We start from the raw sequence: 24,786 nt of genomic DNA on the forward strand, positions 1-24,786 counted from the left end.
CCTCCACCATGACATGTCTTTTTTCAGGAATGATGAGTGAAGCTATCAACCCACATTTACCGCAAGCTGCTAGTTAGTCTGTGCCTCAGCTTGAGCGCGCCGTTGGCGATGGCAGACAACATAGCCGTCGCTGTTGCCTCCAACTTTGCTGAACCCATGCAGGAAATCGCCACCGTCTTTGAGAAAAACACGGGGCATAAAGTACAGCTATCGCCTACATCCACCGGCAAACTCTACTCACAAATCAAAAACGGCGCGCCATTTGAAATTTTTCTCAGCGCCGATGACACAACAACCCTCCTGTTAGAAAAAGAAGGGCAAGCGGTGATTGACAGCCACTTCACCTATGCCACTGGGAAATTGGTGCTGTGGTCTGCCAAACCTAATTTTGTGGATGAGCAAGCAACCGCACTCAAAAACGGGCAGTTTTCGCATTTAGCCATCGCCAACCCTGCAACTGCACCCTACGGCGTTGCAGCCATCGAAACGCTAAAAAAACTGAATTTGTTGACGGCTGTACAAGCTAAATTGGTGCAGGGCGACAACATCACGCAGACATTTCAATTCGTCAGCACCGGCAATGCTGAATTGGGTTTTGTGGCTTTATCGCAAGTGTACAAAGACGGAAAAATCACCAGCGGCTCAGCGTGGATAGTAACGCCTGCGCTGTACGAACCGCTGCACCAAGACGCTGTGCTGTTGCACAAAGGCAGCAGCAAACCCGCCGCCAAAGCACTGTTCGATTTTCTAAAAGGCGATGCAGCGAAGCAAATTATTCGCCGCTACGGTTACGACATCTGAACCCGTGAACCCCGCTGATCTCGCCGCCATCTGGCTGACGCTAAAACTGGCCACCCTCACCACGCTCTTGCTGCTGTTGATCGGCACGCCGCTGGCATGGTGGCTGGCGCGAACCCGCTGGCGGCTGGCGGGGGTGGTGCATGTCTTGGTGGCGATGCCCTTGGTGCTGCCGCCCACGGTGATCGGCTTCTACTTGCTGCTGTTGATGGGGCCGCACGGTTTTGTGGGGCAACTGACGCAAATACTGGGCATCGGTCTCTTGCCTTTTAGCTTTACCGGCTTGGTGGTGGCCTCGGTGCTGTACTCCATGCCCTTCGTGGTGCAGCCCTTGCACAACGCTTTTGAGTCGCTGGATGCATCCTTACTCGATGCCGCCGCCCTGCTGCGCGCGCGCCCACTCGACTGTTTTTTGCACATCGTGCTGCCGCTCTCGGCTCCCGCTTATGTCACAGCCGCCATCCTCGGTTTTGCCCATACGGTGGGCGAATTCGGCGTGGTGTTGATGCTGGGCGGCAATATTCCGGGCGCGACACAAGTACTGTCGGTGCAGATCTACAACCATGTGGAAGCCCTGCAATACGGTCACGCGCACTGGCTAGCCGGTGGTTTGATGCTGTTCAGCTTCGCAGTGCTGTCTGCGCTGTACGGCCTGCGCAAAAGTGGTGGCTTGCGTGTCTGATGCTGAGCATTTGCTGCAACTGGATATCCAACTCGCGCTGGGCACCTTCTCCCTGCAATGCCAGCTAAACCTGCCCACCAGCGGCTTTACCGTGATCTGTGGGCGTTCAGGCTGCGGCAAAACCACGCTGCTGCGCTGCATCGCGGGGCTTGCGCCGAATAGCGGAAGCGTACGGTTTCGCGGCACCCGCTGGCAGGATGCTGCGCTTCATCTCCCCCCTTGGCAGCGCCCCGTCGCCTATGTATTCCAGCAGCCGACGCTGTTCCCGCATCTCACCGTGCGCGGCAATCTGCTGTTTGCATTCAAGCGCGTGCCGCCCGCTGCGCGCCGTATCCAATTTGACGATGCGGTGAATTGGCTGGGCTTGGAGGATTTACTGGAGCGCAAACCGGCAGCCTTGTCTGGCGGGCAGCAACAGCGCGTGGCCGTGACGCGCGCCCTGCTGGCAAACCCCGAACTGCTGTTGATGGATGAGCCGCTGGCCAGCCTCGACATCGACAGCAAGCTCGACATCCTGCCCTACCTCGAACGCCTGCGCTCGCATTTGGGCATCCCTGTCATCTATGTCACCCACGCGCCGGATGAAATGAGTCGCCTCGCGGATCATCTGGTGCTGCTGGACAGCGGTCGCGTGCTGGCACAGGGCGCGTTGAATGAAGTGCTGACCAATGCCAGCTTGCCGCTCGCGCAGCACCAGGAAGCCGCCGCTGTGCTGGATGCCGTTATCGCCGCGCACGATACGCACTACCAACTCACGCAGCTCACCGTGGGCGATGCTTCCTTGCGCGTGCCGTTGTCCGCCCTGCCGGTGGGCAGCCGCACACGCATACGCATTTTGGCGCGCGATGTCAGCCTCGCGCTGGAATCACCGCAGCACAGCAGTATTCAAAATGATTTACCAGCGCGCGTGCTGGATATTCAAATGCAAAACGATGCACCCTACGCACTGGTGCGTTTGGCCGCAGCCGATGCGGTACTGCTGGCGCGCATCACGCGCCGCGCCGTCGATCAACTGCAACTCACACCAAATATGATCGTGCATGCACAAGTAAAAGCCGTTGCGTTAATTCCACACTGAGCACTCAAACTCGCAACAAAAAACGCAGCACAGATTCCATCAAGACATTGATGTCGGCGTATTTTTTAGCCGGCGCATGCAAAATACTTTCTGCGGATTGGATATACGGTTTGCCGCTCACCAACTCGCGTTTTTCCTGCGCCTCTGCGTTATCGGCATCCACAAAAGCTTTTGCGCTCTCTGCATCTGTTTCCAGATGAAATTGCAAGCCAATAATATTTTTTTCGAGCTGAAATGCTTGGTTTTCACAGGCCGCACTGCGCGCCAAATGCACTGCGCCCTGCGGCAGCGCAAAAGTTTCGCCGTGCCAGTGAAACACATCCGTTTGCCCAGGAAATTGAAAAACAGTTTCAGCCTGTGGAATGCCCTGCACGGGAAACCAACCAATTTCTTTTTCAGTATTGGGATACACCCGCGCGCCTAGCGCACTGGCAATCAACTGTGCGCCAAGACAAATCCCCAACACTGCCGCGCCACGCTGCATCACCGCGCGCAAAAATTGTTTTTCTGCAATCAACCACGGCAGTTGCGCTTCGTCGTTCACGCTCATCGGCCCACCGAGGGCAATCACCAAATCAAAACCCTCAGGCGATGGCAGCACCGGGGTTTGATCGTAGAAATAGGTGAATGTCACCGCCGCTTTTTGTGTCACCAACCACGGCGCAATGCTGCCCAAACCTTCATTGGCAACGTGTTGCAATACGTGCACTTTCATTTTGTGTTTTCCTGATTTATTGCAAAGCCGCCAGTTGTTGCTCGGCCTGCTCCAAACGCTCGCGCGTGCGCGCCAGCACTTTGCACTGCGCATCAAATTCCGCGCGATTCACTAAATCCAAACGCGACAGCGCCGATTGCAACAGCGCGTGCAAAATCTTTTCCAATTCTTCCGGCGGCGGCAGCGGCCCACCCGCCAACTGCCCGTTCAGCTGGGCAGCCAATTTATTGAGTAGATCGACAGGGATGTTGAAAGCCATGGTTGAGCACTCACCATACGGAAGGGGCGCTCACTATAAAGGTGCAGACACGCACCAGAAACCCTCGCCCACTCATCAGGCCGCCCCATCACGAAGCACACCCGCACAAATTGAGTGCATTCACCGAGTTGGCGTTTCACATTTTCTTGATCTTTTGTGAACACACATACATTAACTATCTGTTTATAAAAGAAAAAAACGAATTGGCACGGTTATTGATAGTGAGATAAGTGAACAAGTATCTGTTCCAACCCTCACTTTGGAGTGTGCCCTATGAAGATCAACAACGCAGTCAAAGCAGTCGCCGCTAGCGCGCTCATGCTGACCGGTTCACAAGTCATGTCGCTGGAATTGGGCGCAGGCTTTGAAGGCAGCGCCAATATCGGCCTGTTCAGCAACTACATGTGGCGCGGCGTAAGCCAAACGCGCAACGGCGTAGCACTACAAAGGTGGCGTGGACATCACGCACTCCTCCGGTTTCTACGCCGGCACTTGGATGTCTAATGTGAATTTCAAACTTGCGCCCAAAGCGCATACCGAGCAAGACATTTATGTAGGTTACGGCTTTGCCGTTGGCGATTTCGCATTTGACTTCAAACGCACGCAATACATTTATGACAATGCCAACGCGCTCGACTTTGGCGAAACCCACGCGCAAGTGAGCTATGCAACGGACGATCTCGGAACTTTTGCTATCGGCGCGGACTACTCCAGTGACACGCCAATTGCCAACCCGACAGCGCCCTACACTACTACGGCTCGTACACCTATTCGTTGCCGATGGAAATCGGTTTGACCGCCACCCTTGGCCGCTACGACTTCAAAGACGCTGGCTGGGTCGGCGGTACCGATTCTCAATATTCGTACTACAACATCGGCGTAGCGAAAGAGTTTTACGGCATCAATGTTGGTTTGGCATACACCGACACCAACATCGACGAAAGCAACTGCAGCGTGTTTGCCGGCGGTGACAGCTACTGCGGCGGCGCCTTGGTGTTGTCTGCTGTGAAAACTTTCAAATAACGCATTCTCAACCGGAGGTATTTTATGAAACTGGTTACTGCCATTATCAAGCCCTTCAAACTGGACGATGTGCGCGAAGCACTGTCTGACATCGGCGTACAAGGCATTACAGCTAGCGAAGTCAAAGGTTTCGGTCGACAAAAAGGCCACACCGAGTTGTATCGCGGCGCAGAATATGTGGTCGATTTCCTGCCTAAAGTAAAACTGGAAATTGCCGTTGCCGATGAGCAAGTAGATGCCGTCATTGAAGCGGTTTCTCACGCCGCTAACACCGGCAAAATTGGCGACGGAAAAATCTTTGTCACCGCGCTGGAACAAGTCATTCGCATTCGTACCGGTGAAACCGGCAACGCTGCCGTTTGATCGCCACTACCTAATCATTACTGGAGGTTTACTGTGAAAAAACTACTGATGACTCTGGGTACCGCTGGCGCAATGCTGGCACTGCCCGCTTGGGCTCAGGATGCCGCTCCCGCCGCCAACAAAGGTGACGATGCGTTTCTGATGATGTCTGCCGCTTTTGTTATTTTGATGTCGCTGCCAGGTCTTGCGCTGTTCTACGGCGGCTTGGTGCGCAAGAAAAATATGCTGTCTGTATTGATGCAAGTGTTCACGATTTTCTCGCTGATCACTGTGCTGTGGGTGGTATACGGCTACAGCTTGGCATTCACCGAAGGTAACGCTTTTATTGGTTCTTTCTCTAAAGTGTTATTGCACGGCGTAACATCCGATTCGCTCGCTGCCACTTGGAGCAAAGGCGTTTTCATCCACGAGTTTATTTATGTGGCTTTCCAAGGTGCGTTTGCCGCAATCACTTGCTGCTTGATCATTGGCGCCTTTGCTGAGCGCGTGAAGTTCTCAGCCGTGCTGTTGTTCAGCATCATCTGGTTCACCTTTGCTTATCTGCCTATCGCGCACATCGTGTGGTACTGGGACGGCCCCAACGGCTACACCGATGCCGATGCTGCGGCAGTAGCCACCGCCAAAGCGGGCTTCATGTTCCAAAAAGGCGCACTGGACTTTGCTGGCGGCACCGTGGTGCACATCAATGCAGCTATTGCTGGCTTGATCGGCGCTTACTTCATCGGCAAACGCCGCGGCTTTGGCAAAGAAGCCATGTACCCACACAGCTTGACCATGACCATGATCGGCGCTTCCCTGCTGTGGTTTGGCTGGTTTGGTTTCAATGCAGGCTCTGCGTTGGAAGCCAACGGTGTAGCAGGTTTGGCCTTTATCAACACTTGGTTGGCTACTGCCGCTGCTGCCATGTCTTGGTTGCTGGCTGAATGGGTACTGAAAAAACACCCATCGCTGCTGGGTGCTGCCTCTGGTGCGGTCGGCGGCTTGGTTGCCATCACACCGGCTTGCGGTTTCGTCGGTGTCGGCGGCGCGTTAGTGATTGGCTTACTGGCTGGTTTGCTCTGCCTGTGGGGTGTCACTGGCCTGAAAAAACTGTTGGGCGCTGACGATGCGTTGGATGTATTCGGCGTACACGGCGTGGGCGGTATCTTCGGCGCCTTGATGACCGGCGTGTTCGCTGCACCGTCACTGGGTGGCACCGGCATTTGGGATTATGTTGCCAACGGTGTTGCTGCGGAATACTCCATCGGCACACAAGTGTGGATACAAGCACAAGGCGTACTGGTAACTGTAGTGATCTCCAGCATTGTCTCGGTGATTGCTTTCAAACTGGTAGATTTGTTGATCGGCTTACGCGTCAGCGACGAGCAAGAAGTGATCGGTTTGGATGTCAGCTCACACGGCGAACGCGCCTACTACGACTGATTACACAGCTACACTCTAGCTACAAAAAAAGCACCGCTCGCGGTGCTTTTTTTGCTTCGTATTCGCCGCGTTCTGCCGCATTTATCCACCCATCTTGGCGTACAGCTCTGGATCAATTTTCAAAAAAATTGCCTCGCCTTCTGCGTACAAAGTGCCGTCATGATCTTTCACCGTACATTGCATAAACACTTTGCGGCGCTCCTCGCCTGTCATTCGCACTTGGTAAACCAACTCGCGATTCAGTGGCACCGGCAAGCGATAAATCGTTTTCAAAGTGCCCGTCATCGCGGGCACACTCAAACCACTGTGCGCGATACCAATACCAAAAGCCTCATCCATATAGGCTGCGATATAACCACCGTGTACTAAACCTGGCGGCCCTTCAAACGCCGGCCCAAAAGTAACAACGGCACTTAAATAATCTTTGCCTTTGAAATATTTTGCTGGTGCGGCCAAGGCATTGCAGTTGCCGCTGATCGGGCGATACGAGAGCGAATTTTCTGCACCGTAATCGTAAGCGCTGCCGGAATCACTCTCACCCGATTCCACCGTACCGAAAGGGCGCGTACGCAATGGCGCTTCTATGCTCTCCATATCATCAGCGAGCAATTCCAACGCCGCCGCAAAACGGTTCACCAATTCTTCTGGCAATTGTTTTTGCACCAGCGTGTGATTCAAGCGGCGCAAAGCTGCTGCTACGCGATCAGCATCACCGTCAATCATGGCATTTATAGGCAGTGCGTGTTCCGTCATAACCTCTTCCTCCAATATTTATTCTGTTTTACCACAAGCGGTACCGTTTATTTTTTTATCGCGCAAAATTGCTGCGGCTCGCTCGTGCAAATCGCGCGACATAATTGGATGCGTTTGTTGAAAAGCACGCTGCTCGGCATGCTGTGCTGCTAATACTGAGTCAAGATTCCCTGCACTGAGCTGCACGCCAAAGTCTTTCTCTGCATGCGGCGCAGCAAACATCACATCCAACATTTTTTGACCAAGCGCTTGCGAAAAATGGGATGCATCCAGATACCACTGCATCGCCACACCCAGCTGCTGCGGCACAGCTTCCTGCGCATAGTGGTGATAGCCACTAAAATCCCACAGGGCTACATTTTTTGTATCACTGCCATACACAGCAGAAATTTCAGCCAATAACTTTCGCTTCATTTCATCGGCATACGGATCCAAACCTGCTTCCTGCATCATTTCTAGCAAACGCACATGCACAGGTGGAATAAAAAATTTCACATCAACTTGATGATCTTTGGCTGTTTGCAAAATAGCGCGGAATACCTGCAGTTTATTAACGCTTCCGCGTTCAAACGCATAGCGATTGTCTTTGCAGATACTCCAGCCTGTACGCACCATGCGATCTTCAAACTGGCGAAAACGCACTTCATACCCATCTTTTAATACTTGCTGCAGCTCTTTTGCAGGGTTGGTGGTGCCATCAATCATCACCTTGTCTTTCTTTTTGTCTTGCTTGCGCAGTGTTTCAATACTGGCCCATGCAATACTCGGGCTAAATAGCAACAGCGATGCCGTATCGCGCTCACGCACAAAACGCACACGCGGTGTTTCATCCAAATGCGCTACAGGGTACGGGTATTCTCCCGAAGGCATCCATGCGTTGAACATAAACAGATCGAGATCAATCAGCACGCTTTTTACTCGGCTCACTACCACGGCATGTTCAAACAAATCGCGAATTTGCACGAGATCTGCACCTTGAATACCCGCATTAAATCCCTTGCCGTACTGCGCCCAAGCAGCGTTTTCAACCGGAACTCCCATCAACATGCGCGAGGAGCCAATCCCTAACCGCTCATACTGCCCGCGTTCAATTTGCGAAGGTTTTGCCAAGCGCGCAAAAGGAATATAAGAACTTTTTACACTGTTAAATCCCTCTTTGCGCACAATGCGATACACATCCAGCGGATCGACCAGCGCGTTCATCGCCACGACTGCTGCGATCAACGCCAACAAAGTAATTAGCAGCACAGAAAAATAAGTACGGTGACGCATAAATCAAAACCGAAAGTAGAGAAATTCACTGACATTATTCAAACTCATCAGCGACACCAACAATAAACAAGCAACAAGAATGCTCCAACGCAAATTAGCTTGCCATTGAATGCGCGTGGGATGCGCTCGCGCCATATCGCCGCCGGTGATAGACGGATGCTGCGCCGCAAATATCTGCGCCACATTCGGCATCAGCCAGATAATGCCGTACACCAGCAACAGGTGATGCAATACATCTTTATCCACAAAACGAATCGCGTAAGGCGAGTACTCCACAGGCAGACCCAACGCAGTCAACCACGCATAAAAACTGTGCTCTTCTGGGTCAATAAAAATTCCGTGCACGCCGCACAAGCCTTTGAATATCAGCCAAACTGCCGACAAGCTATCGGCGCGAAATAAAACCATGGAAACAGCAATACATAAAAAGGTAATGACATACGCAAACGGCTTCATAAACAGACCAAAACGCGGGCAGCGTTTGTAGCCATCCACCAGCGCGTTCCAGCCGTGGCAAACAATCAGATACAAGCCATGCAATGCGCCCCACACCACAAAGGTCCATGCTGCGCCGTGCCACAAACCGCCAATCAGCATCGTGAGAAATAAATTGCGATAGCGCTTCGCTTTTCCGTGGCGATTTCCGCCCAAGGTAATATAGAGATAGTCACGCAAAAAGCTGCTGAGTGTGATGTGCCAACGCTGCCAAAACTCAATGATATTGCGCGACTTATATGGCGAGAAAAAATTGAGCGGCAAACGCACGCCAAACAGCAGCGCCAAGCCTATCGCCATATCGGAATAACCCGAAAAATCAAAATACAACTGCGCGGTATAGGCCAGCAAGCCACCCCAAGCTTCAAAGAAGCTCACCTGCACGCCCTGCGCGGCGGCATTAAACACCGGCCCCACAGGCGCGGACACATTGTCAGCAATGACCGACTTCTTGAATAAGCCTATCGCAAAAATAGACAGCCCCACCGCCAAGTGGCGAAATGTCAGACCGTTCAGGCGAATGCGCAAAAACTCTGGCATCAACTCACGGTAGTGCACGATAGGTCCTGCAATCAATTGCGGGAAAAAAGTCACGAATAAGCAGTAGTGCAAAAAGCTGTACTGCTCAATTTTTCGATGATAGCTGTCTACCAAAAAAGCAATTTTTTGAAATGTAAAAAAGGAAATACCCAGCGGCAAAATAATATGCAGCAAGTGATAGTTGGTATCCGCTACGCCATTGATGGTGCTGATAAAAAAATCCATGTATTTGAAATAACCCAACACCGCCAAGTTAAATGTCACGCCCGCTATCATCAAAAGTCGCGGCGCAAAACGGCGCTGATAAATCGCCAAACCCAAGCCGTAGTTGACCAGCATCAGCGTACCGATCAGCAATAAATAAATCGGATTCCACCAACCGTAATAGAACAGCGAGCAGCCAGTGAGCCAGGCCATTGACCACTCCAAGCCTTTCTTACGCTGCAGCAGCCAATAGCCAAGAACGGTGATCGGCAAAAAAGCGAGGACAAAAATGTAGGAGCTGAATATCATGGAGTGGCGAATACGGATGATGAGCAACGGCGTGCGATTATCCGTGGATTACCCTGCAAAGACCACCGCCGACAAGGAGACTGCCATGGCATACCGCGCCCCACTCGACCATATGCGCTATTTGTTGAACGATGTCTTCAAAGCGCAGGAACACTGGGCACAGATGCCCGCCTTTGCACAAATTGACAGCAGCACGGTGGATGCCATTCTCGATGAAGGCGCCAAACTGTGCAGTGAAGTGATTGCGCCGCTCAATCGCAGCGGCGATGAAGAAGGCGCGCAACTGATAGATGGCGTGGTGCGCACACCGCAAGGCTTCCCCGCTGCTTATCGCCAATTGGCAGAAGGCGGCTGGGTGGGATTAACTGGCGACCCCGCCTACGGTGGGCAAGGTCTACCCAAAATGCTCACCGTTTTGTTTGAGGAAATGCTGTTTAGCGCCAACAGTGCGTTTACTTTGTACCCTGCATTAACCAGCGGCGCGGCGCTAGCCATTCACGCGCACGCCAGCGAAGCACTGAAAAAAACCTGGTTGCCCAAAATGTACAGCGGCGAATGGACGGGCGCAATGTGCATGACCGAAGCGCACGCCGGTTCTGATCTCGGCATCATGACGACACGCGCAGTACCGCAAAGTGACAACACTTATAAAATTACCGGCACGAAAATTTTTATCACCGGCGGCGATCACGATCTCACGGAAAACATCGTGCATTTGGTGTTGGCGAAATTGCCGGATGCACCTGCAGGCGCAAAAGGCATTTCGCTATTTTTAGTGCCGAAGTTTTTGCTGGGTGCCAATGAAAAACCGGCACAACGCAATGCCGTCACTGCCAGCGCGCTGGAACACAAAATGGGCATCAAAGCCTCATCCACTTGCGTGATGAATTTTGACGGTGCAACGGGATGGTTAGTGGGTGAGCCGCACCAAGGGCTAGCCGCCATGTTCACCATGATGAACTACGAGCGTTTATCGATTGGTCTGCAAGGTTTGGGTTGCGGCGCTATGTCGTACCAAAATGCGGTGCGCTACGCGAAAGAGCGTTTACAAGGTCGCGCGGCGCACGGCGCTGCCAACCCGCAGGCCGTGGCAGATCCGATTATTCATCACGCCGATGTGCGGCGCATGTTGCTCACACAGCGCGCTTACAACAGCGGCAGCCGCGCTCTCGCGGTTTATATCGGCTTGCAACTCGATCAAGCCAGTCATCATCCAGACAAAACCATCGCCGAACGCGCCGCACAGCGCGTTGCTCTGCTCACACCTGTTGCCAAAGCGTTTTTTACCGACAAAGGTTTTGAAGCCTGTGTACTCGGTCAGCAGGTGTTTGGTGGTCACGGTTATATTCGCGACAATGAGCAGGAGCAACTGGTGCGCGATGTGCGTATCGCGCAAATTTACGAAGGCACAAATGGTATTCAGGCGCTTGATTTGCTCAAACGCAAAGCGCTACCCAATAACGGCAAAGCCATGCGCGATTTTATTTTGGAAATGGAACAAGACACGATGGACACGCCGCCCATTTTCGCCACCGAAGAAGATGCCGTGTTGGAAGCCTGTTCTACTTTGCGCGAATTAACTTTGTGGTTAGTGAAACAAGATAAACGCGATGCCGATTTGTGCAGCAGCGCCGCCTGCGATTATTTACATGTAGTCGGCCACACGATTTATGCGTGGTTGTGGCTCAAAATGATTTCCGCCAATCCATCTGATTCCAATCGCCGCGTGGTCGGGCGTTTTTATTTTCACGCCTTCTGCCACAAATTCGCGCCTTGGATGCTGCGGTGCGCAGTGGTCCTGATGCCATCATGGATTTACCTATCGACCGCTTTTAAACCGGCGCTGTCGATGTTGCCAACTGCGCGGCAATATCCTGCCGCAACATGGATAGCTGTCGCCGCCACGCAATGATTTCTGGCGAAGTTTCCGTGCACTGCAGGGCATCACGCACCGCTGTGACAAAAGCATCCAAAAAAGCATCGTACATAGCGATGCGCACACCCCAGCCATCGTGATCACTCACCATGGTCTGCACCATAACAGCGCTATAAGGTTTTCCTTCCAAACGATCAACAACCGTTTGCATGAGCTCATTCACCATCTTGCCTTGCACGGCCTGCGCTTCGCGCGTGGCAAACAAAGGCCTTGCCTCTGGGCACGCTGCAAAAAATCGCTCATAAACACAAGGAACCACATCAATATCGACCTCAGCCAACTGCTCCAAACTACGCAAAATATATTCAATATCGTTCATGCATTGCCTGTCTTTTTGTATCACCCTGTAGCCACTGTAATTTCAGTAGTACCATAAGACAACATGGCTACATTCAGGAGCACAATATGCTCGGCAAACAAAGCCCTTCACTCACTCAGCACACGCCCTGTTTTTTTATTATCTTTGGCGCCACTGGCAACCTCGCTGCCGAAAAATTATTTCCGGCTCTGTATGCACTGGAAGCCGCACAACGACTACCACCCGTTCTGCGCTTTGTTGCTATTGCTCGTCGCGACTGGTCACAAGATCAATGGCAACATTACTTACTGCAATCACTGAATGATCATCTTAAAAAAACGCCATGCAACCCCGATATTGCACAAAAACTATCGCAGCGTTTTGATTTTATAGATGGCGATTACACGCAAGCCAGCACCTACCAAGAATTAAAAAACTGCCTTGCCGCGCCACGCAATCTTCCTGCTGGCAGCACTTGTGAAAACCTGGCGTTCTATCTCGCCATCCGCCCTACTGATTACCTTGCTGTTGCCACACAACTGGACGAAGCAGGCTTTACCGGTGGCGCACTCAAACACCGCATCGTGATTGAAAAACCTTTTGGCGAAAACTTAGACAGCGCGCAAATACTCAACCAACATCTCCATCAATATTTTGACGAAAATCAGATTTTCCGTATCGATCATTACCTGGGCAAAGAAACCGTACAGAACATGCTGGTGTTTCGCTTTGCCAACACATTAATAGAGCCGATATGGAACAGAAACTATATCGACCATGTGCAAATTACCGTGGCGGAACAGTATGGCGTGGAGAATCGTGCCAGTTATTTTGATAACGCCGGCACGCTGCGCGACATGCTGCAAAACCATTTACTGCAACTGCTAACAGTAACCGCGATGGAACCACCCGCCACCTTGAATGCAGATGCACTGCGCGATGAAAAAGTAAAAGTGCTGCGCTCCATACGCCCTATTCCGCAACAATCTGTGCAAGCTATGGCGTTTCGCGCGCAGTACGCAGCGGGCAGCATCAACAGGCAGCCCGTACCGAGTTATCGCGAAGAACCGAATGTGGCATCGCACTCCACCACAGAAACTTTTGTCGCGGCCAAGTTTTATGTCGACAATTGGCGCTGGAAAGGCGTGCCTTTTTATTTGCGCACCGGCAAACGCATGGCAGAAAAAATGTCATCCATTGCCATACGCTTCAAACAACCACCGCAACAACTGTTCCGTGAAACCGCATTGGAATGGATAGAACCCAACTGGATTATTTTTTCCCTCTATCCCAATGAAGTGATGCGCATGGAAATTCACGCCAAGCAGCCTGGCTTAGAAATGGTGACGCGTATCGCTGAATTGCAAGCACCGTATCGCCAGCCAAACGAGCCCGCACTAGAGGCTTACGAAACACTGTTGCTGGATGTAATCCAAAACGATCGCAGTTTATTTATTCGTTTTGACGAGGTGGAAATGGCATGGCGTGTGGTAGACCCTATCTTGCGGCAGTGGGCAGCCACGCAAGAGTTTATTCACACCTACCCAGCCGGCAGTTGGGGGCCGGAAGAATCCAGCCGCTTGTTTGATCGCGAAGACCAGCAGTGGCGCAACAACTGATATGCGCTTTCATTATTACCGCGACGAAAGCACCATGAATTGCGAATTAGCCGAACGCATTGCGGTGCTGGCGCATGAATGTATCACGCAAAAAAAACAATTTTCCATTGTGTTATCTGGCGGCAACACGCCGCGCAATCTCTATATTTTGTTGCGTGATATAAAAACCGATTGGTCGCACTGGCATATTTATTTTGGTGACGAACGCTGCCTGCCGGCCAACACTGAAGGCCGCAATGACAAAATGGCTGTTGATGCGTGGCTGTCGCATGTCGCGATTCCCGCTACGCAAATACACAACATCCCCAGCGAATACCCACAACCAGAAGCTGTCGCTCAATACACCTCCGCCATAAAAAATATTGCGCAATTTGATTTGGTTTTGCTCGGTATCGGCGAAGACGGCCATACCGCCAGTCTGTTTCCCAACCATGAATGGGGCGCAGAAAAAAATGCAGCGCCCGTACTTGCCGTGAGCAACGCGCCTTTTCCACCGGCACAGCGCATCACACTCAGCGCGCGGCGTTTAAGTCAAACACAGCGCTTATGGTATTTGGTGAGTGGCGCAAACAAAAAAAACGCCTTGCTGTGCTGGCAACAAGGCGAAGTTTTACCGATGTCTGCAATTACACCGCCAAATGGCGCGGATGTTTTTGTGGCGCAAGTATGAACGCGGCTAGGGGTCGCGGCTAAGAGCCGCTCCTACGTATAACCAATTCCACAATTCCATGTAGGAGCGCCACTTTGGTGCGACCAACTACGCACAACCAATTCTATGTAGGAGCGCCACCTTGGCGCGACCTACACATAAAGCACCTCACAACTCGGCGTTGTGATACACCTCTTGCACATCGTCCAGCTCGTCGAGCATGTCGAGAAATTTTTGGAACAGCGGCACATCGTCACCGGTAATCGCCGTCATTGTTTGCGGCAAAAAAGTAATTTCTTCGGTTTCGAAAACCAAATCCGGCATTGCTTCAGTCAGTGCCTTTTGTGCTTTTATAAACTCAGCGGGCGGCACATAAACTGAAATCATTCCTTCTTCATTTTCTACATCGGTTACATCAACATCGGCATTGAGCAACGCCTCTAACACCGCTTCTTCATTGTCGTGTTTGAAAACAAAAATGCCGACATGATCAGACATGTGCGCCACTGAGCCAGACACACCAATGTTCGCTTTGGTTTTGGTGAAGCACAGCCGCACATCGCCAAAGGTGCGGTTGTTGTTATTGGTGAGGCAATCCACAATCACCATACAGTTGCCGGGGCCGAAACCTTCGTAGCGCACCAAAGAATAATTTTCACCGCCTGCACCACTGGCTTTGTCGATGGCTTTTTCGATGACATGCGTAGGCACTTGGTCACCCTTAGCACGCTCAATCAAACGGCGCAGCGCCAGATTGGCATTGGGGTCGCCGCCGCCATTCTTGGCTGCCACATAAATCTCTTTGCCGTACTTGGAGTAAATCCGCGTTTTTATGCCCGCCGTTTTGGCCATGGATTCCTTGCGGTTCTGGTACGCCCTGCCCATTGGTTTTACCTCATCTCTCAGCCGTTTACTGGTGCGTATTTTACGCAAGAACAGCATTTGGCTGACACAAAAATACGCTTTGGCTGACAAACATCTCCGCGAAAGCTGACAACACATCCCGCCGCTGCATGGCATGATGGGCGCGCTTTTTTCCATGGCAAAGGATTGCCCTATGACAACCGCCCTCACTGCATCACAGCAGCGCGGCTACACGCTGCTGGAACTGCTGACTACACTCGCCATACTTTTAATTCTCAGCACGCTGGCTCTGCCCAGTTTTTCCAGCATCGTACGGCGCTCGCAGAGCGAATCACTGATGTACACGCTGATTAGCACTGCACAACTTGCGCGTAGCAGTGCGGTTTCACGACGAGAATCGGTAGTGTTTTGTGCCAGCACCGATCAGCTCTCTTGCGGCAACGACTGGACGAAGGGTGCAGTGGTGTTTGCAGACCCCAACAACAATCGCCGAGTTGATCAACACGAGCCTGTACTGGCCACCTTGCCATCTACACCAGAAGGCAGCCAACTGGTGATGCGCGCCGCGCTCAACAAACAGCATTTGCGCTACATGAGCAACGGCATGCTAGAGAACACCGCAGGCAGTTTTATTTACTGCCCCGCACACGCCACCGAGCGCGATGTGCGCAATTTAATTTTCAATCGCACGGGGCGCATGCGTCTGGGCTATGACCACAACCGTGACGGCATCCCCGAAAACGCCGAAGGGCAGCCTGTGCGCTGCCCTTCGTAGAAAAAACCTTACATTGCGTGTTTTACATCACCAGCATGTATTGCCCACTGGTGTTGAAGTTTTTTGCCCCGTGTTGGTGAGCGTGAAGGAAGTACACTTTGCATCGTTTAGCTGTATAGCCGAAACAGGCGTGGCAACCAAACTATAAGTAGCTGCCGTTGTGGTGACAGCAACCGTGTAATGCGCTTTTGTGGAATTGATACTCGCCGGTACAGAGCAGCTAGCATGGTTATAAGAACCCAATGAGGTGTAACAACGCTCCAAACGCTGTGCGGTATCCAGCATCGTATCCATTGCATCTGAACGATTGGCTCGGCGCACACTGTCCTGATAAGACGGATAAGCAATGGCTGAAATAATGGCAATAATTGCCACCACAATCATCAGCTCGATCAGCGTGAAACCTCGTGCCTGTTTCTTCATAACAACCCCTAGTTGTAGGTCTTAAATTTAGTTTGATAAGACGGAGGTTGAGATGCCTTTGAGCACATCAACCTCCGCACCTATCTTACTGCAACTGCTGCCAAGACAAGCGACCTCTACCCCACTCGCCACCACCACCGCCAGCGGGTTTTTCCTCAGAAGTGGCTGAGATAGAGTTATTAACCTGCGTATTACCAATGATTTTGTAGTCTATCTCCGCGTCTTGAATAATGGACGCATCACTGGATAGACCATTCAACTTCAGCGAAGAAACCTGCACATCATCGGCATCTATATCGCCGTCACCGTCTGTATCCACTACCGGTTTAGACAACATACCGCCATTCAACGCACTCAACTCATTGAGATAACTGCTGCCTTCACCACCGCAACTGGCACCTGCGAGCGGCACAATACTCACGAAGATGACGCGATCACCGTACAGCACTGGTGAGCTCACCACGCGCTCACCGCGTTTAGTGGGGCCATCCTTCAAGTCAATAAACCAACCTTTCTCCGAACCCGCGTAGGCGACGGTATCAGTAGTAGACTGACGGTTGTTGCCAAGCATAGTGAAAGACTGTTGATGCAGTTGAGCACGCGTCAAGTTTGTTGCTGAGCCGTTATCCAATACGGCATAGAAGCTGTCCACCTGAGGAACACTAGCACCACTATAGGCGTTGTCTTGTGTCTCAAAGTATTTACCCGTACCAAAGAAGATAACAGAACCCAAACCACTTGGGTGTTTGCCCACGCTAAGACCGCCCGTAATGGCTTGCGGTGTGCCGGTAGTGCCATCTCCAGCAGTAAACAACTTGGTACCAACACCAGGGAATTGCGCAGCACCTGCGCCTTCATCGTACATATCAAACTTCCAGATATTGCCGCGCATATCGCCAGCATAAATGTCGGTTACGGTGCGCTGTGCATTGACTTTCACCTGCACACTCATCATGCCGTTGGGCACAGCAGGCGAGCCTTCATTGGTCTGCAATACCACGAAATCTGCTGCGTTATGAATATTCACCATAAACACGCGCGCTTGATCATTCTGGCTATCCAAACCGTTAGGGAAGATGGCATACCACTTATTGTTTGCCAAACGCGCCACCATCGGCTGACCGTAGGTGTAACCCAGTTGCTGATGGGTGAACTCCCATTTAATGTCACTGGCTGTATAAGCAGTATCCGTCACATCAATGGCAAAGACGCTGCGACCACCTTTACCCAAAGCGCCCACCAAGAATGAGTGCCAGTTGCTGCCATCAAAGGCATCCCAAACCGCGGTGTTACCATCCACAAAATAGCGGTGGTCATAATTAACATCGGTAAGGCTGAGCAGCTTGTTTTCACGCGTAGCAGGCTGATCATCAAGGCCATTATTGTTGGCATCTTTAAAGTCACTAAAAACAGCTGACGGCACAAACGCCATGGTTTCAGCACCGGTATTGGCATTGAATGCATGCAACATGCCATCGTTAGCGCCCACAAAAATCATGGGCGTGCGATTGTTTTTACCGTCATCCACATATTGTTGGTAGGTGGACGCACCTGAATTCGGCCCAGAAGTCGGCAGTTTGGTGTAACCGAAGTTCTGATACGAGAAGAAAGCCGGGTCTGAATTGAGCACATCACCCATCAAGCCAAATTTGGCGGAATGCGCTCGCATACCAGCCACATTGGCTCCTTTTAGCCAGTTGATCACATTGGTACCCGTAGTGGCATCAATCAATGAAGTTTGTTGTGCCGGATCCAAGTTACCCCAAAGCAAAGGCTGCCCCGTGCTGTTGCTAGGCTTCCAAGTGAACACATTAGGCGTTCTTTGGGCCGCTGTTGCCAAGGTGGTTTTTGTTGACCAGTAAGGCACTGCGGTAGGCGAAGTGTCCACAGTCACCTTGCCGTTGGCGTCCTTATTAAGCTGGTAGGCCGCCACTTCGCCGCCCCAGTCTTCCGTATTGAAGCGCGCTTGGTACACCAAAGCCGTACCCGCGCCACCAAACTGTTTGGTGTTGGTAGATACTGCCGAGGCAGATGCTGTCAAGTTGTTGATTTTGTTAAACACAGAACTCATGTCCTGCGCCAACTGGTCTGGCGTGAAAGAGAAGAACGCCTTACCAGGGCCAATACTCATCACCATGGTGGCGCCCGTACCGCCATTGCTTACCGGCAAGCAAGGGCCGGTAGCACTCGTTGTACCTGTAGCCGCGCAATCAAAAGCTTTTTGCTTCCAGTTGGTAGACGCTGAAGAGTCTTGGCCGCTAGCAGCACCAGATGCCAGCTTGAAACGATCTGCATCCAGAACCACAGCATAGTAGAACCTGCCGTTCGTCAAACCTGTGGCAGCATTGCTTACTACTTCAACATAGTCACCCGTTTCTAGACCATGATTTGGCGACTTGATGACATTGCCGGCAATTTCAGATTTGGTCACACTCACTCTATTTACCAGCGGCGCGCGCTTCAGCAAATTGTTTTCCAGACCCAAACCGATGGTGTACGGAATAATGTTCTGGTGTGTCCACTCAGCGGTTACTTGATCAGGTCTTTTGCCACTTTCGTTTCCGAAAGTAATGCCGTCAACATCAGTGCCTCCCGTTTTGGCATCTGTGTCATAACCCGTCTGGGTTCTGGCATCCAGCGTTCCGCCGTCATCAGAAGTTGGGTCACCATCCGTCATTACAACGGCATAGTTTTTCTGGCAGCGGAATCGAATAGGACTGCTGCCGCCTGAGAAGTAAGTATTGATGTTTAGCTGCGTGCCCGACAAAGGCGTACCAGATGACTGCACATTGGCAAAGTTGCCCACCAAACCGTCCAAGGCATGCAACGGCATATCCGCCGGCAACATACTTTCATTAGATCCGATCAAAGCTGTTTTTACCGTCGCAGGGCTGGAGCCATTGGGTACAGCGGAGTACAGGGCTGATGCATAGTTTGTACTCAACCGGAACAAGCCAATGTTCAACTTTTCGTTGAAATCTAACACCACTTTCTGCGCAGCTTCACGGGCTGCTTCTATACGCGATGTCCTTGGAATGACCATGTTATCCGTGGCCGGTGTAAACACCTCAAGATTAGAATCCGTATCAGGATAGATGGCGTTATTACTGAAATTCACACTCGCATTACCTGAAGAAGGCAGCAGCGTATTCAGCAAATGCCGAGGGTACAGCACCGTGTTCGAGTTGGTTTTATCATTATCTTCATCACCTGTGGTAGGTGTCCAATAGAGGGTGCCGTCATCCCAGCGCGTATAGTCATACCCATATATCGCATCACCGCTGTAACGCTTGGTATTGGCCATTTTCCAACGCACGCAGGAATCGCGTGTACCGCCATTATTGGTAGAGTTATTACTCACCAAGACGCCGACAGTCTCTCTGGTTGGGATATTGGTAGCCGTAGGCGCGGTGTTGCTATCCAACCACACGGTGTTACCGGAAACACCCGCATAAAACTTTGCAGCACCTGGCACTTGTGTGACATTACACAAGGCCATTGTGTTGGTACCCACACCACTTGTATAAGTTGGCAGCGTTGCCCGATAACCCCTGAAGCCAAAACTGCCCCCAGTCCCCACATTAACACTGAGAACCACCGGCGCCCCACCTGGCGCAGTAGCCAACTGAAATCCGTGATTGGCTCGATTAACTACCCAAAAAGGGCCAGCAGGTGCAAATGAGCCACCCGAAGAGTTAGATATAAAATCAATCCGCGCACCGTCAGGAATACCGTGGTTGGGCAAACAGATGCCTAGCGCGGGATAAATCGTGCCAGTGTTATTACCTGCTGAGTTCTTAAAAAACCCGTTGTCACCGCTAGTACAGCTTGATGCCGTCGCGTAGGAGGTATCCCAAGAGCGTCCTACGGAAAGGCTGACATTCGAAGCTGATGGATTCCAATCCCTCACGGAGAACCCACGAATAGCTGTAGAGTTCTTGCTTGCGCATTTCTTAGTGGCTTTATTGTAGGTACCGTTACACCAGTACCACTCTTGAGTACTCAATGTGCCCGCTTGGCTTGCTCTCTGAAATGATTCGTTTACCGCAATGGCATTCATACTGCCTGAGTTATCCAACATCAACGCCACATTGGGCTTGACGCTCTGCGTCCAGAACAGTGGCACATTGGAGTAATTCCAACCCAATGCCGTGGTGGGTGCCAACATGGCAAACCCCATCAAGGAGCCCAAAGTGCCGAACTTTAACCGCCGCGCTGCGCCGCTGGAAAAGAATGTTTTGATGGCCGATGTATTCATGATGCTTTTCATGACACTACCCTCTCTGTTAATTCTGTTGTCTAACTCTGTTGTTATCGGTTTACAAATAGTTGGCGTGAAACTTAAGGTCCAGCTGGCTCAAACCGACGCATAGTGGATTGCAAAATCACCACAGCGTTTGCGGTGCTGCCTACAGCCCTAGCGGTAATTCTGTAATCCGTTTTGCTGCCTGGCGCTAATACAGGGTCGAGACAGCCACTTAAACTTTGGCATTCAAAAGTATTTCCGCCGCCACTGCCGCCGCCACCACCAGGTGGGTTAGCACTCCCCATATTTCCGGTATTCAATTTTTCTATGACATACCGAGGCGGATTACCCGCTGCCACGCCATTCAAAGCGAAGTTATAGGCAATTGAAGCAGAGGAAGTCCAAGCCCAGTTTTGCCAAAACGCCGCCTCAGAGCTACTTGATGCTCTTTGCGAATCCAACATAGATTTATCGCTTGACTTAGCAAGGTCATACAGCCCAGGCCCCGTCATCGACAGCCCTGGAGCAGACGCCGAACTGATGCTGTTTTCTGCCGCAAGCAAAGCCGCTTCCGCAGCCTGTAGTGCAACCTCTCTATCTTTAGCGTTGGCGACCATTTTTTGCTGCAGCAAGGTATCGCGCATACCGGCCACACCAATCAGTGTTAGCAAGAGCAACATGATCAAACCGACAACTAACGCAGCGCCTTGTTGTTGGCTGCGTTTTTTCATGTATTTCATCACGGGTTTCATCTGCGTACCCTCTTAATTACTGTTATTCAAACGGCTGCGTATGCCCACCGTACTCGTCACCACTTGGCGCATGCGGCGATCTGTTGGTGTGGTTGTCACCCCATTGAAAGTGTAAGGCTGAGGCGTCTCAACGAGATTAGTCTCGTCACTGCGCAACAGTAGTGAATAGCGAACAGCAACAACATTCTGCTCAGCGCGTACCGCTGGGTTTACGGGAGCCCCATCACCATCCAAGAGCTCTTGAATATCACCATCGCCATTGGAATCATTCCAAGCATTCCACTGGTTTGCCGTTACAGCATTCGGCGTGCTGAACACATCCACAATGCCATCGTTATTGGTATCAATACCAACCTCTATCTGCATATCTTGCACACCATTCAACAGCTCTTCCGAGTTGCCACCAATCAAGCGACGATAGAGTGAAGGCGTACCCGCAGCATTGTTAGCAATATAGTAAATGGGGGCATTCAACAGCATTACGGTTGAGTCCACAGGTGGATTTGGTGGCGGCTGAAGCGGGGGCACTGGTGGTGGCACGGGCGGAGGTGGAACCGGCCAAGTACGCATTGGGTGCGTGATTGTTTGTGTTACCCCAACAGACGCCGCTGTAGGTTGAAAAATGAAATTGCCGGAGCAATCTGCCACAGACAAAATGCTGGCAGTCGTCAATCCACGATTACGCACAGCGAATTGAGTAGCCGAAGGTGCCGGTGCCGCCAAAACTTGGATACCCAAATCCGTGGCGGTATGGGCAATCAGCACATCTGTGCCAGCCAGAGGCGCTGGGTTCAAGTTGGCGAGCAAGGTAGTATCGGCGTTAGGCGCACCCGTTACATTGTTGGTAGCAAACACGGCAAAGGCGAAGTTGTGTTCCGCCGTTGGGTTTGTACTGCCATCGCCCACAGCATGACTGGAACCGGGCAAAAAATTCACATCATCTGCATCGCCCATACCTCTACCAACAGCGCAGCCATAAGCACCGGCATTGCGGATGTCATACCCAATTAACTCCTGCGCCATACGGGCATTTTCTTGAATGCGTGAGAGCGCTTGCTGAATAATGTAAGTCTGCCTACCCGTTAAAAAGGCCTGTATAGCTCCCCAGGAGAGAAAAATCCCCAAGGAGATAGCTACTAGCAGCTCAACGATCGTCAACCCTGCCTGTCTATGCAGTAGAGATTGAATCGTTTTATTTGAGATGTTCATTCTGTTCACCACTGCGAGACCCCTTGCATTAGGTTGAACTAGGAAGTTGGCTAGACAGTGTGACCGTTTCGTAATCTTCGTCAGGATCACCTGTTACATTAAAACGACTAGTCCAGCGCACGCTCACTACACAAACTAGGTTGCCGTCACATTCCACCGACCCTTCACCATTTGGCAGGTTGCCGCTAATGGCTGTCAGCCAGGTGTTGAGATCTGCATCCGCTAAATTGCCACCGCTGTGTGTGCTCACGAAACCACCGGTGTTGTAAGCGCCACTCGAAATGGCTGATCGGTTCAAGCGCATACGATCCAGCATGTCATACACCGCTACCGTTGCCTGCGATTGTTGAAAGGCAGACTGATTGAACTGCAATGCCTTGATTTGTAAGCCTGCAAGACCGAGCAGACCGATCGAAAGCACGAAGAAGGCAATCAGCACTTCCAGCAGGGCAACACCTTGCTGGCTGCGACGATGAGATTGGCGGAATCTGGTTTTCATTACTCAATCCTCAGCAAGTCTTTTTCGTCAGCGTGGCACGACCAGAGATGCCAAACACGATTTCTTGGTATTTGTAACCCGTATTACAGGTATCCGGCTTCACCGTGACAGTGACAGGGGCTTCAGCCAAACCGCGCGACGAGAATCGTATCCATGAATTCCCCGCCAACTGTGCCAATGCCATGTTGTTTGCCGCACCTTCTACCAGCAGCACTTCGTCTACATCCGGCGCGCCACCCGTTACAACCGTGTTTTTTTCAATATAGACAATCCAGCCTTGACTCCAATTTGCGCCACAGCTTGTGCCGTTAGATGACGGGCAAATAGACACCAAGCGTCCGCGCTTCAAGGCCTCGGAGCGCGCATTGGCTACCGCCGTCGCCAGTGAATTAGCAGTTGCCAGATTACGGTTATCACGAATGCTGGCATTGAATGATGGCGCAGCCAGAGACACCAAAATTGCCAGCATCAACACGGTGATAAGCAGCTCAATCAGCGTAAAGCCTCGCTCGACATTCTTCACAACCCTGCTCCTACTTTTACTTAGGATGGAAGGTAGTCAATGTTCTTAGCCAGTTCTATAGGCAAGAGACAGGCGGCAAACAAACAGGCGCAAGCGGCATAACCCCTTGATCCAGTTCACACTTTGCACGCAACGCGATTAACCGGTTCAGCGCAATTCCTTGGGCATGGAGAAGTGGATGGTCTCCACGGTGCCGTCCAGTTCCTGCGGTGCCGTAGCGCCCAGCTGTTGCAGACGCTTCACCACATCCATCACGAGATTTTCTGGTGCAGACGCACCAGCTGTTACCCCCACTGCGCGTTTCTCACGCAGCCAGGCTGTTTGGATATCTTTTGCTTGATCAATGAGGTAGCTCTCTGCGCCAATGCGCTCAGCCAATTCGCGCAAGCGATTGGAATTGGAGCTGTTCGGTGAACCTACCACCAGCACCAAATCACACTCCAATGCCAACTGCTTGACGGCATCTTGCCGATTCTGGGTGGCGTAGCAGATGTCATTTTTGCGCGGGCCTTGAATGGCAGGAAACCGCGCACGCAGTGCATCAATGACTTTGGCGGTGTCGTCCATCGACAAGGTGGTTTGCGTGACAAAGGCCAATTTTTGCGGATCACGCACCGCTAGATTAGCTACATCATCCTCGTCTTCCACCAGGTGAATAGTTCCACCTTGGCTGCTGTCGTACTGCCCCATGGTGCCTTCCACTTCGGGGTGGCCTTCGTGGCCAATCAAAATACAGTCGATACCGTCTTTGCCATAGCGCAACACTTCCATATGCACCTTAGTCACCAAGGGGCATGTAGCATCAAACACTTTTAGCTCACGGCGCGCGGCTTCGTCTTGCACTTCGCGCGACACGCCGTGCGCGCTGAAAATGACGATGCAGTTATCTGGCACATCATCCAATTCATCCACAAACACAGCGCCGCGATTGCGCAAGCCGTCCACCACAAAACGGTTGTGTACCACTTCGTGCCGCACATAAATCGGCGCACCAAAAACATCCAACGCACGACTGACAATTTCAATCGCACGGTCCACACCGGCACAAAAACCGCGCGGGTTGGCTAGTTTGATTTGCAT

At 51.7% G+C, this 24,786-nt stretch carries 23 protein-coding genes and 2 pseudogenes; 11 read left to right on the top strand and 14 right to left on the bottom strand.

Annotated features, from left to right (window positions below; translation table 11 throughout):
- Positions 1-108 precede the first annotated feature (108 nt).
- The 3 genes from modA to modC are packed head-to-tail and all read left to right on the top strand — an operon-like array spanning position 109 to position 2,558.
- The gene (gene modA, locus IPK30_01745; GenBank protein ID MBK8102046.1) at positions 109-801 is read left to right on the top strand and encodes a molybdate ABC transporter substrate-binding protein; all 693 of its coding nucleotides are present in this window, start codon (positions 109-111) and stop codon (positions 799-801) included.
- Positions 758-1,480, top strand: coding sequence for a molybdate ABC transporter permease subunit (modB, locus tag IPK30_01750; protein ID MBK8102047.1), 723 nt, complete (start codon positions 758-760; stop codon positions 1,478-1,480). The genes modA and modB overlap by 44 nt, the downstream gene beginning before the upstream one ends.
- A gap of 10 nt (positions 1,481-1,490) precedes the next feature.
- Complete coding sequence (modC, locus tag IPK30_01755; GenBank protein ID MBK8102048.1) at positions 1,491-2,558, top strand: molybdenum ABC transporter ATP-binding protein; 1,068 nt, start codon at positions 1,491-1,493, stop codon at positions 2,556-2,558.
- 4 nt (positions 2,559-2,562) lie between these two features.
- Here the strand turns inward: modC and IPK30_01760 are convergent, their stop codons facing one another.
- Together IPK30_01760 and IPK30_01765 are read right to left on the bottom strand one after the other, a co-directional pair.
- Positions 2,563-3,273 (bottom strand): type 1 glutamine amidotransferase, encoded by a 711-nt coding sequence (locus tag IPK30_01760; GenBank protein ID MBK8102049.1) that lies wholly within the window; start codon positions 3,271-3,273, stop codon positions 2,563-2,565.
- Positions 3,274-3,289: 16 nt separating this feature from the next.
- Positions 3,290-3,532: an accessory factor UbiK family protein gene (locus IPK30_01765; protein MBK8102050.1), complete on the bottom strand. Its 243-nt coding sequence runs from the start codon at positions 3,530-3,532 to the stop codon at positions 3,290-3,292.
- A 318-nt stretch (positions 3,533-3,850) separates the two neighbouring features.
- On the opposite strand from IPK30_01765, the pseudogene IPK30_01770 reads away from it, so the two are divergent.
- The 4 genes and pseudogenes from IPK30_01770 to amt all read left to right on the top strand — a co-directional run bounded on the left by IPK30_01770 (position 3,851) and on the right by amt (position 6,340).
- Positions 3,851-4,328 (top strand): annotated as a pseudogene (locus IPK30_01770) (hypothetical protein).
- Entirely contained in the window at positions 4,325-4,555 is a 231-nt protein-coding gene (locus tag IPK30_01775) for a hypothetical protein (GenBank protein MBK8102051.1), read from the top strand. Before IPK30_01770 ends, IPK30_01775 begins: the two are co-directional and overlap by 4 nt.
- A 24-nt stretch (positions 4,556-4,579) precedes the next feature.
- Positions 4,580-4,918, top strand: coding sequence for a P-II family nitrogen regulator (glnK, locus tag IPK30_01780; protein MBK8102052.1), 339 nt, complete (start codon positions 4,580-4,582; stop codon positions 4,916-4,918).
- A gap of 48 nt (positions 4,919-4,966) precedes the next feature.
- Positions 4,967-6,340, top strand: coding sequence for an ammonium transporter (gene amt, locus IPK30_01785; GenBank protein ID MBK8102053.1), 1,374 nt, complete (start codon positions 4,967-4,969; stop codon positions 6,338-6,340).
- An 81-nt stretch (positions 6,341-6,421) separates the two neighbouring features.
- On the opposite strand, the gene IPK30_01790 is transcribed toward amt, so the two are convergent.
- From IPK30_01790 to IPK30_01800, 3 genes are read right to left on the bottom strand one after another with little or no spacing between them, the layout of a single operon-like run.
- On the bottom strand, positions 6,422-7,093 hold the full coding sequence (locus IPK30_01790) for a PaaI family thioesterase (GenBank protein MBK8102054.1): 672 nt from the start codon (positions 7,091-7,093) through the stop codon (positions 6,422-6,424).
- 18 nt (positions 7,094-7,111) lie between these two features.
- Entirely contained in the window at positions 7,112-8,365 is a 1,254-nt protein-coding gene (locus IPK30_01795; GenBank protein ID MBK8102055.1) for a hypothetical protein, read from the bottom strand.
- Positions 8,366-8,368: 3 nt separating this feature from the next.
- On the bottom strand, positions 8,369-9,913 hold the full coding sequence (locus IPK30_01800; protein MBK8102056.1) for an MBOAT family protein: 1,545 nt from the start codon (positions 9,911-9,913) through the stop codon (positions 8,369-8,371).
- Positions 9,914-9,998: 85 nt separating this feature from the next.
- Here IPK30_01800 and IPK30_01805 point away from each other — a divergent pair.
- Positions 9,999-11,749, top strand: a pseudogene (locus IPK30_01805) (acyl-CoA dehydrogenase).
- Here IPK30_01805 and IPK30_01810 read toward each other — a convergent pair.
- Positions 11,746-12,168 (bottom strand): globin, encoded by a 423-nt coding sequence (locus IPK30_01810; protein MBK8102057.1) that lies wholly within the window; start codon positions 12,166-12,168, stop codon positions 11,746-11,748. The pseudogene IPK30_01805 and the gene IPK30_01810 sit on opposite strands and share 4 nt — an antisense overlap.
- Before the next feature lie 86 nt (positions 12,169-12,254).
- Here IPK30_01810 and IPK30_01815 point away from each other — a divergent pair, with 86 nt between their 5' ends.
- Together IPK30_01815 and pgl are read left to right on the top strand one after the other, a co-directional pair.
- Positions 12,255-13,766, top strand: a complete 1,512-nt coding sequence (locus tag IPK30_01815; protein ID MBK8102058.1) for a glucose-6-phosphate dehydrogenase — start codon at positions 12,255-12,257, stop codon at positions 13,764-13,766.
- A 34-nt stretch (positions 13,767-13,800) separates the two neighbouring features.
- Positions 13,801-14,436, top strand: coding sequence for a 6-phosphogluconolactonase (gene pgl / locus IPK30_01820; protein MBK8102059.1), 636 nt, complete (start codon positions 13,801-13,803; stop codon positions 14,434-14,436).
- 147 nt (positions 14,437-14,583) lie between these two features.
- Here the strand turns inward: pgl and IPK30_01825 are convergent, their stop codons facing one another.
- Positions 14,584-15,300: a YebC/PmpR family DNA-binding transcriptional regulator gene (locus tag IPK30_01825; GenBank protein ID MBK8102060.1), complete on the bottom strand. Its 717-nt coding sequence runs from the start codon at positions 15,298-15,300 to the stop codon at positions 14,584-14,586.
- 172 nt (positions 15,301-15,472) lie between these two features.
- On the opposite strand from IPK30_01825, the gene IPK30_01830 reads away from it, so the two are divergent.
- The gene (locus IPK30_01830; GenBank protein ID MBK8102061.1) at positions 15,473-16,054 is read left to right on the top strand and encodes a GspH/FimT family protein; all 582 of its coding nucleotides are present in this window, start codon (positions 15,473-15,475) and stop codon (positions 16,052-16,054) included.
- A gap of 27 nt (positions 16,055-16,081) precedes the next feature.
- Here IPK30_01830 and IPK30_01835 read toward each other — a convergent pair whose 3' ends face one another.
- The 7 genes from IPK30_01835 to ispH all read right to left on the bottom strand — a co-directional run bounded on the left by IPK30_01835 (position 16,082) and on the right by ispH (position 24,786).
- Entirely contained in the window at positions 16,082-16,477 is a 396-nt protein-coding gene (locus IPK30_01835; GenBank protein MBK8102062.1) for a prepilin-type N-terminal cleavage/methylation domain-containing protein, read from the bottom strand.
- 85 nt (positions 16,478-16,562) lie between these two features.
- Positions 16,563-20,735 carry a hypothetical protein gene (locus IPK30_01840; protein MBK8102063.1) on the bottom strand — a complete coding sequence of 1,391 codons (4,173 nt, stop codon included), beginning with the start codon at positions 20,733-20,735 and terminating at the stop codon, positions 16,563-16,565.
- 83 nt (positions 20,736-20,818) lie between these two features.
- The gene (locus tag IPK30_01845; GenBank protein ID MBK8102064.1) at positions 20,819-21,475 is read right to left on the bottom strand and encodes a pilus assembly protein; all 657 of its coding nucleotides are present in this window, start codon (positions 21,473-21,475) and stop codon (positions 20,819-20,821) included.
- A 12-nt stretch (positions 21,476-21,487) separates the two neighbouring features.
- Positions 21,488-22,684: a PilW family protein gene (locus IPK30_01850; protein MBK8102065.1), complete on the bottom strand. Its 1,197-nt coding sequence runs from the start codon at positions 22,682-22,684 to the stop codon at positions 21,488-21,490.
- 28 nt (positions 22,685-22,712) lie between these two features.
- Complete coding sequence (gene pilV, locus IPK30_01855) at positions 22,713-23,183, bottom strand: type IV pilus modification protein PilV (protein MBK8102066.1); 471 nt, start codon at positions 23,181-23,183, stop codon at positions 22,713-22,715.
- Between the two features lie 10 nt (positions 23,184-23,193).
- A complete protein-coding gene (locus IPK30_01860; GenBank protein MBK8102067.1) occupies positions 23,194-23,706 on the bottom strand; it encodes a GspH/FimT family pseudopilin in 513 nt (170 codons plus the stop codon).
- 147 nt (positions 23,707-23,853) lie between these two features.
- Positions 23,854-24,786 carry a 4-hydroxy-3-methylbut-2-enyl diphosphate reductase gene (gene ispH / locus IPK30_01865; protein ID MBK8102068.1) on the bottom strand — a complete coding sequence of 311 codons (933 nt, stop codon included), beginning with the start codon at positions 24,784-24,786 and terminating at the stop codon, positions 23,854-23,856.

Source organism: Cellvibrionales bacterium, from assembly GCA_016713115.1.
In the GTDB taxonomy this organism is placed as follows: Bacteria; Pseudomonadota; Gammaproteobacteria; order Pseudomonadales; family UBA7239; genus UBA7239.

Bases quoted from the DNA above. Each gene is read 5' to 3' on its own strand.
- modA (MBK8102046.1), top strand. From the start codon at position 109: ATGGCAGACAACATAGCCGTCGCTGTTGCCTCCAACTTTGCTGAACCC.
- modB (MBK8102047.1), top strand. From the start codon at position 758: ATGCAGCGAAGCAAATTATTCGCCGCTACGGTTACGACATCTGAACCC.
- IPK30_01760 (MBK8102049.1), bottom strand. From the start codon at position 3,273: ATGAAAGTGCACGTATTGCAACACGTTGCCAATGAAGGTTTGGGCAGC.
- IPK30_01765 (MBK8102050.1), bottom strand. From the start codon at position 3,532: ATGGCTTTCAACATCCCTGTCGATCTACTCAATAAATTGGCTGCCCAG.
- glnK (MBK8102052.1), top strand. From the start codon at position 4,580: ATGAAACTGGTTACTGCCATTATCAAGCCCTTCAAACTGGACGATGTG.
- amt (MBK8102053.1), top strand. From the start codon at position 4,967: ATGACTCTGGGTACCGCTGGCGCAATGCTGGCACTGCCCGCTTGGGCT.
- IPK30_01790 (MBK8102054.1), bottom strand. From the start codon at position 7,093: ATGACGGAACACGCACTGCCTATAAATGCCATGATTGACGGTGATGCT.
- IPK30_01795 (MBK8102055.1), bottom strand. From the start codon at position 8,365: ATGCGTCACCGTACTTATTTTTCTGTGCTGCTAATTACTTTGTTGGCG.
- IPK30_01800 (MBK8102056.1), bottom strand. From the start codon at position 9,913: ATGATATTCAGCTCCTACATTTTTGTCCTCGCTTTTTTGCCGATCACC.
- IPK30_01810 (MBK8102057.1), bottom strand. From the start codon at position 12,168: ATGAACGATATTGAATATATTTTGCGTAGTTTGGAGCAGTTGGCTGAG.
- IPK30_01815 (MBK8102058.1), top strand. From the start codon at position 12,255: ATGCTCGGCAAACAAAGCCCTTCACTCACTCAGCACACGCCCTGTTTT.
- pgl (MBK8102059.1), top strand. From the start codon at position 13,801: ATGAATTGCGAATTAGCCGAACGCATTGCGGTGCTGGCGCATGAATGT.
- IPK30_01825 (MBK8102060.1), bottom strand. From the start codon at position 15,300: ATGGGCAGGGCGTACCAGAACCGCAAGGAATCCATGGCCAAAACGGCG.
- IPK30_01830 (MBK8102061.1), top strand. From the start codon at position 15,473: ATGACAACCGCCCTCACTGCATCACAGCAGCGCGGCTACACGCTGCTG.
- IPK30_01835 (MBK8102062.1), bottom strand. From the start codon at position 16,477: ATGAAGAAACAGGCACGAGGTTTCACGCTGATCGAGCTGATGATTGTG.
- IPK30_01840 (MBK8102063.1), bottom strand. From the start codon at position 20,735: ATGAATACATCGGCCATCAAAACATTCTTTTCCAGCGGCGCAGCGCGG.
- IPK30_01845 (MBK8102064.1), bottom strand. From the start codon at position 21,475: ATGAAACCCGTGATGAAATACATGAAAAAACGCAGCCAACAACAAGGC.
- IPK30_01850 (MBK8102065.1), bottom strand. From the start codon at position 22,684: ATGAACATCTCAAATAAAACGATTCAATCTCTACTGCATAGACAGGCA.
- pilV (MBK8102066.1), bottom strand. From the start codon at position 23,183: ATGAAAACCAGATTCCGCCAATCTCATCGTCGCAGCCAGCAAGGTGTT.
- ispH (MBK8102068.1), bottom strand. From the start codon at position 24,786: ATGCAAATCAAACTAGCCAACCCGCGCGGTTTTTGTGCCGGTGTGGAC.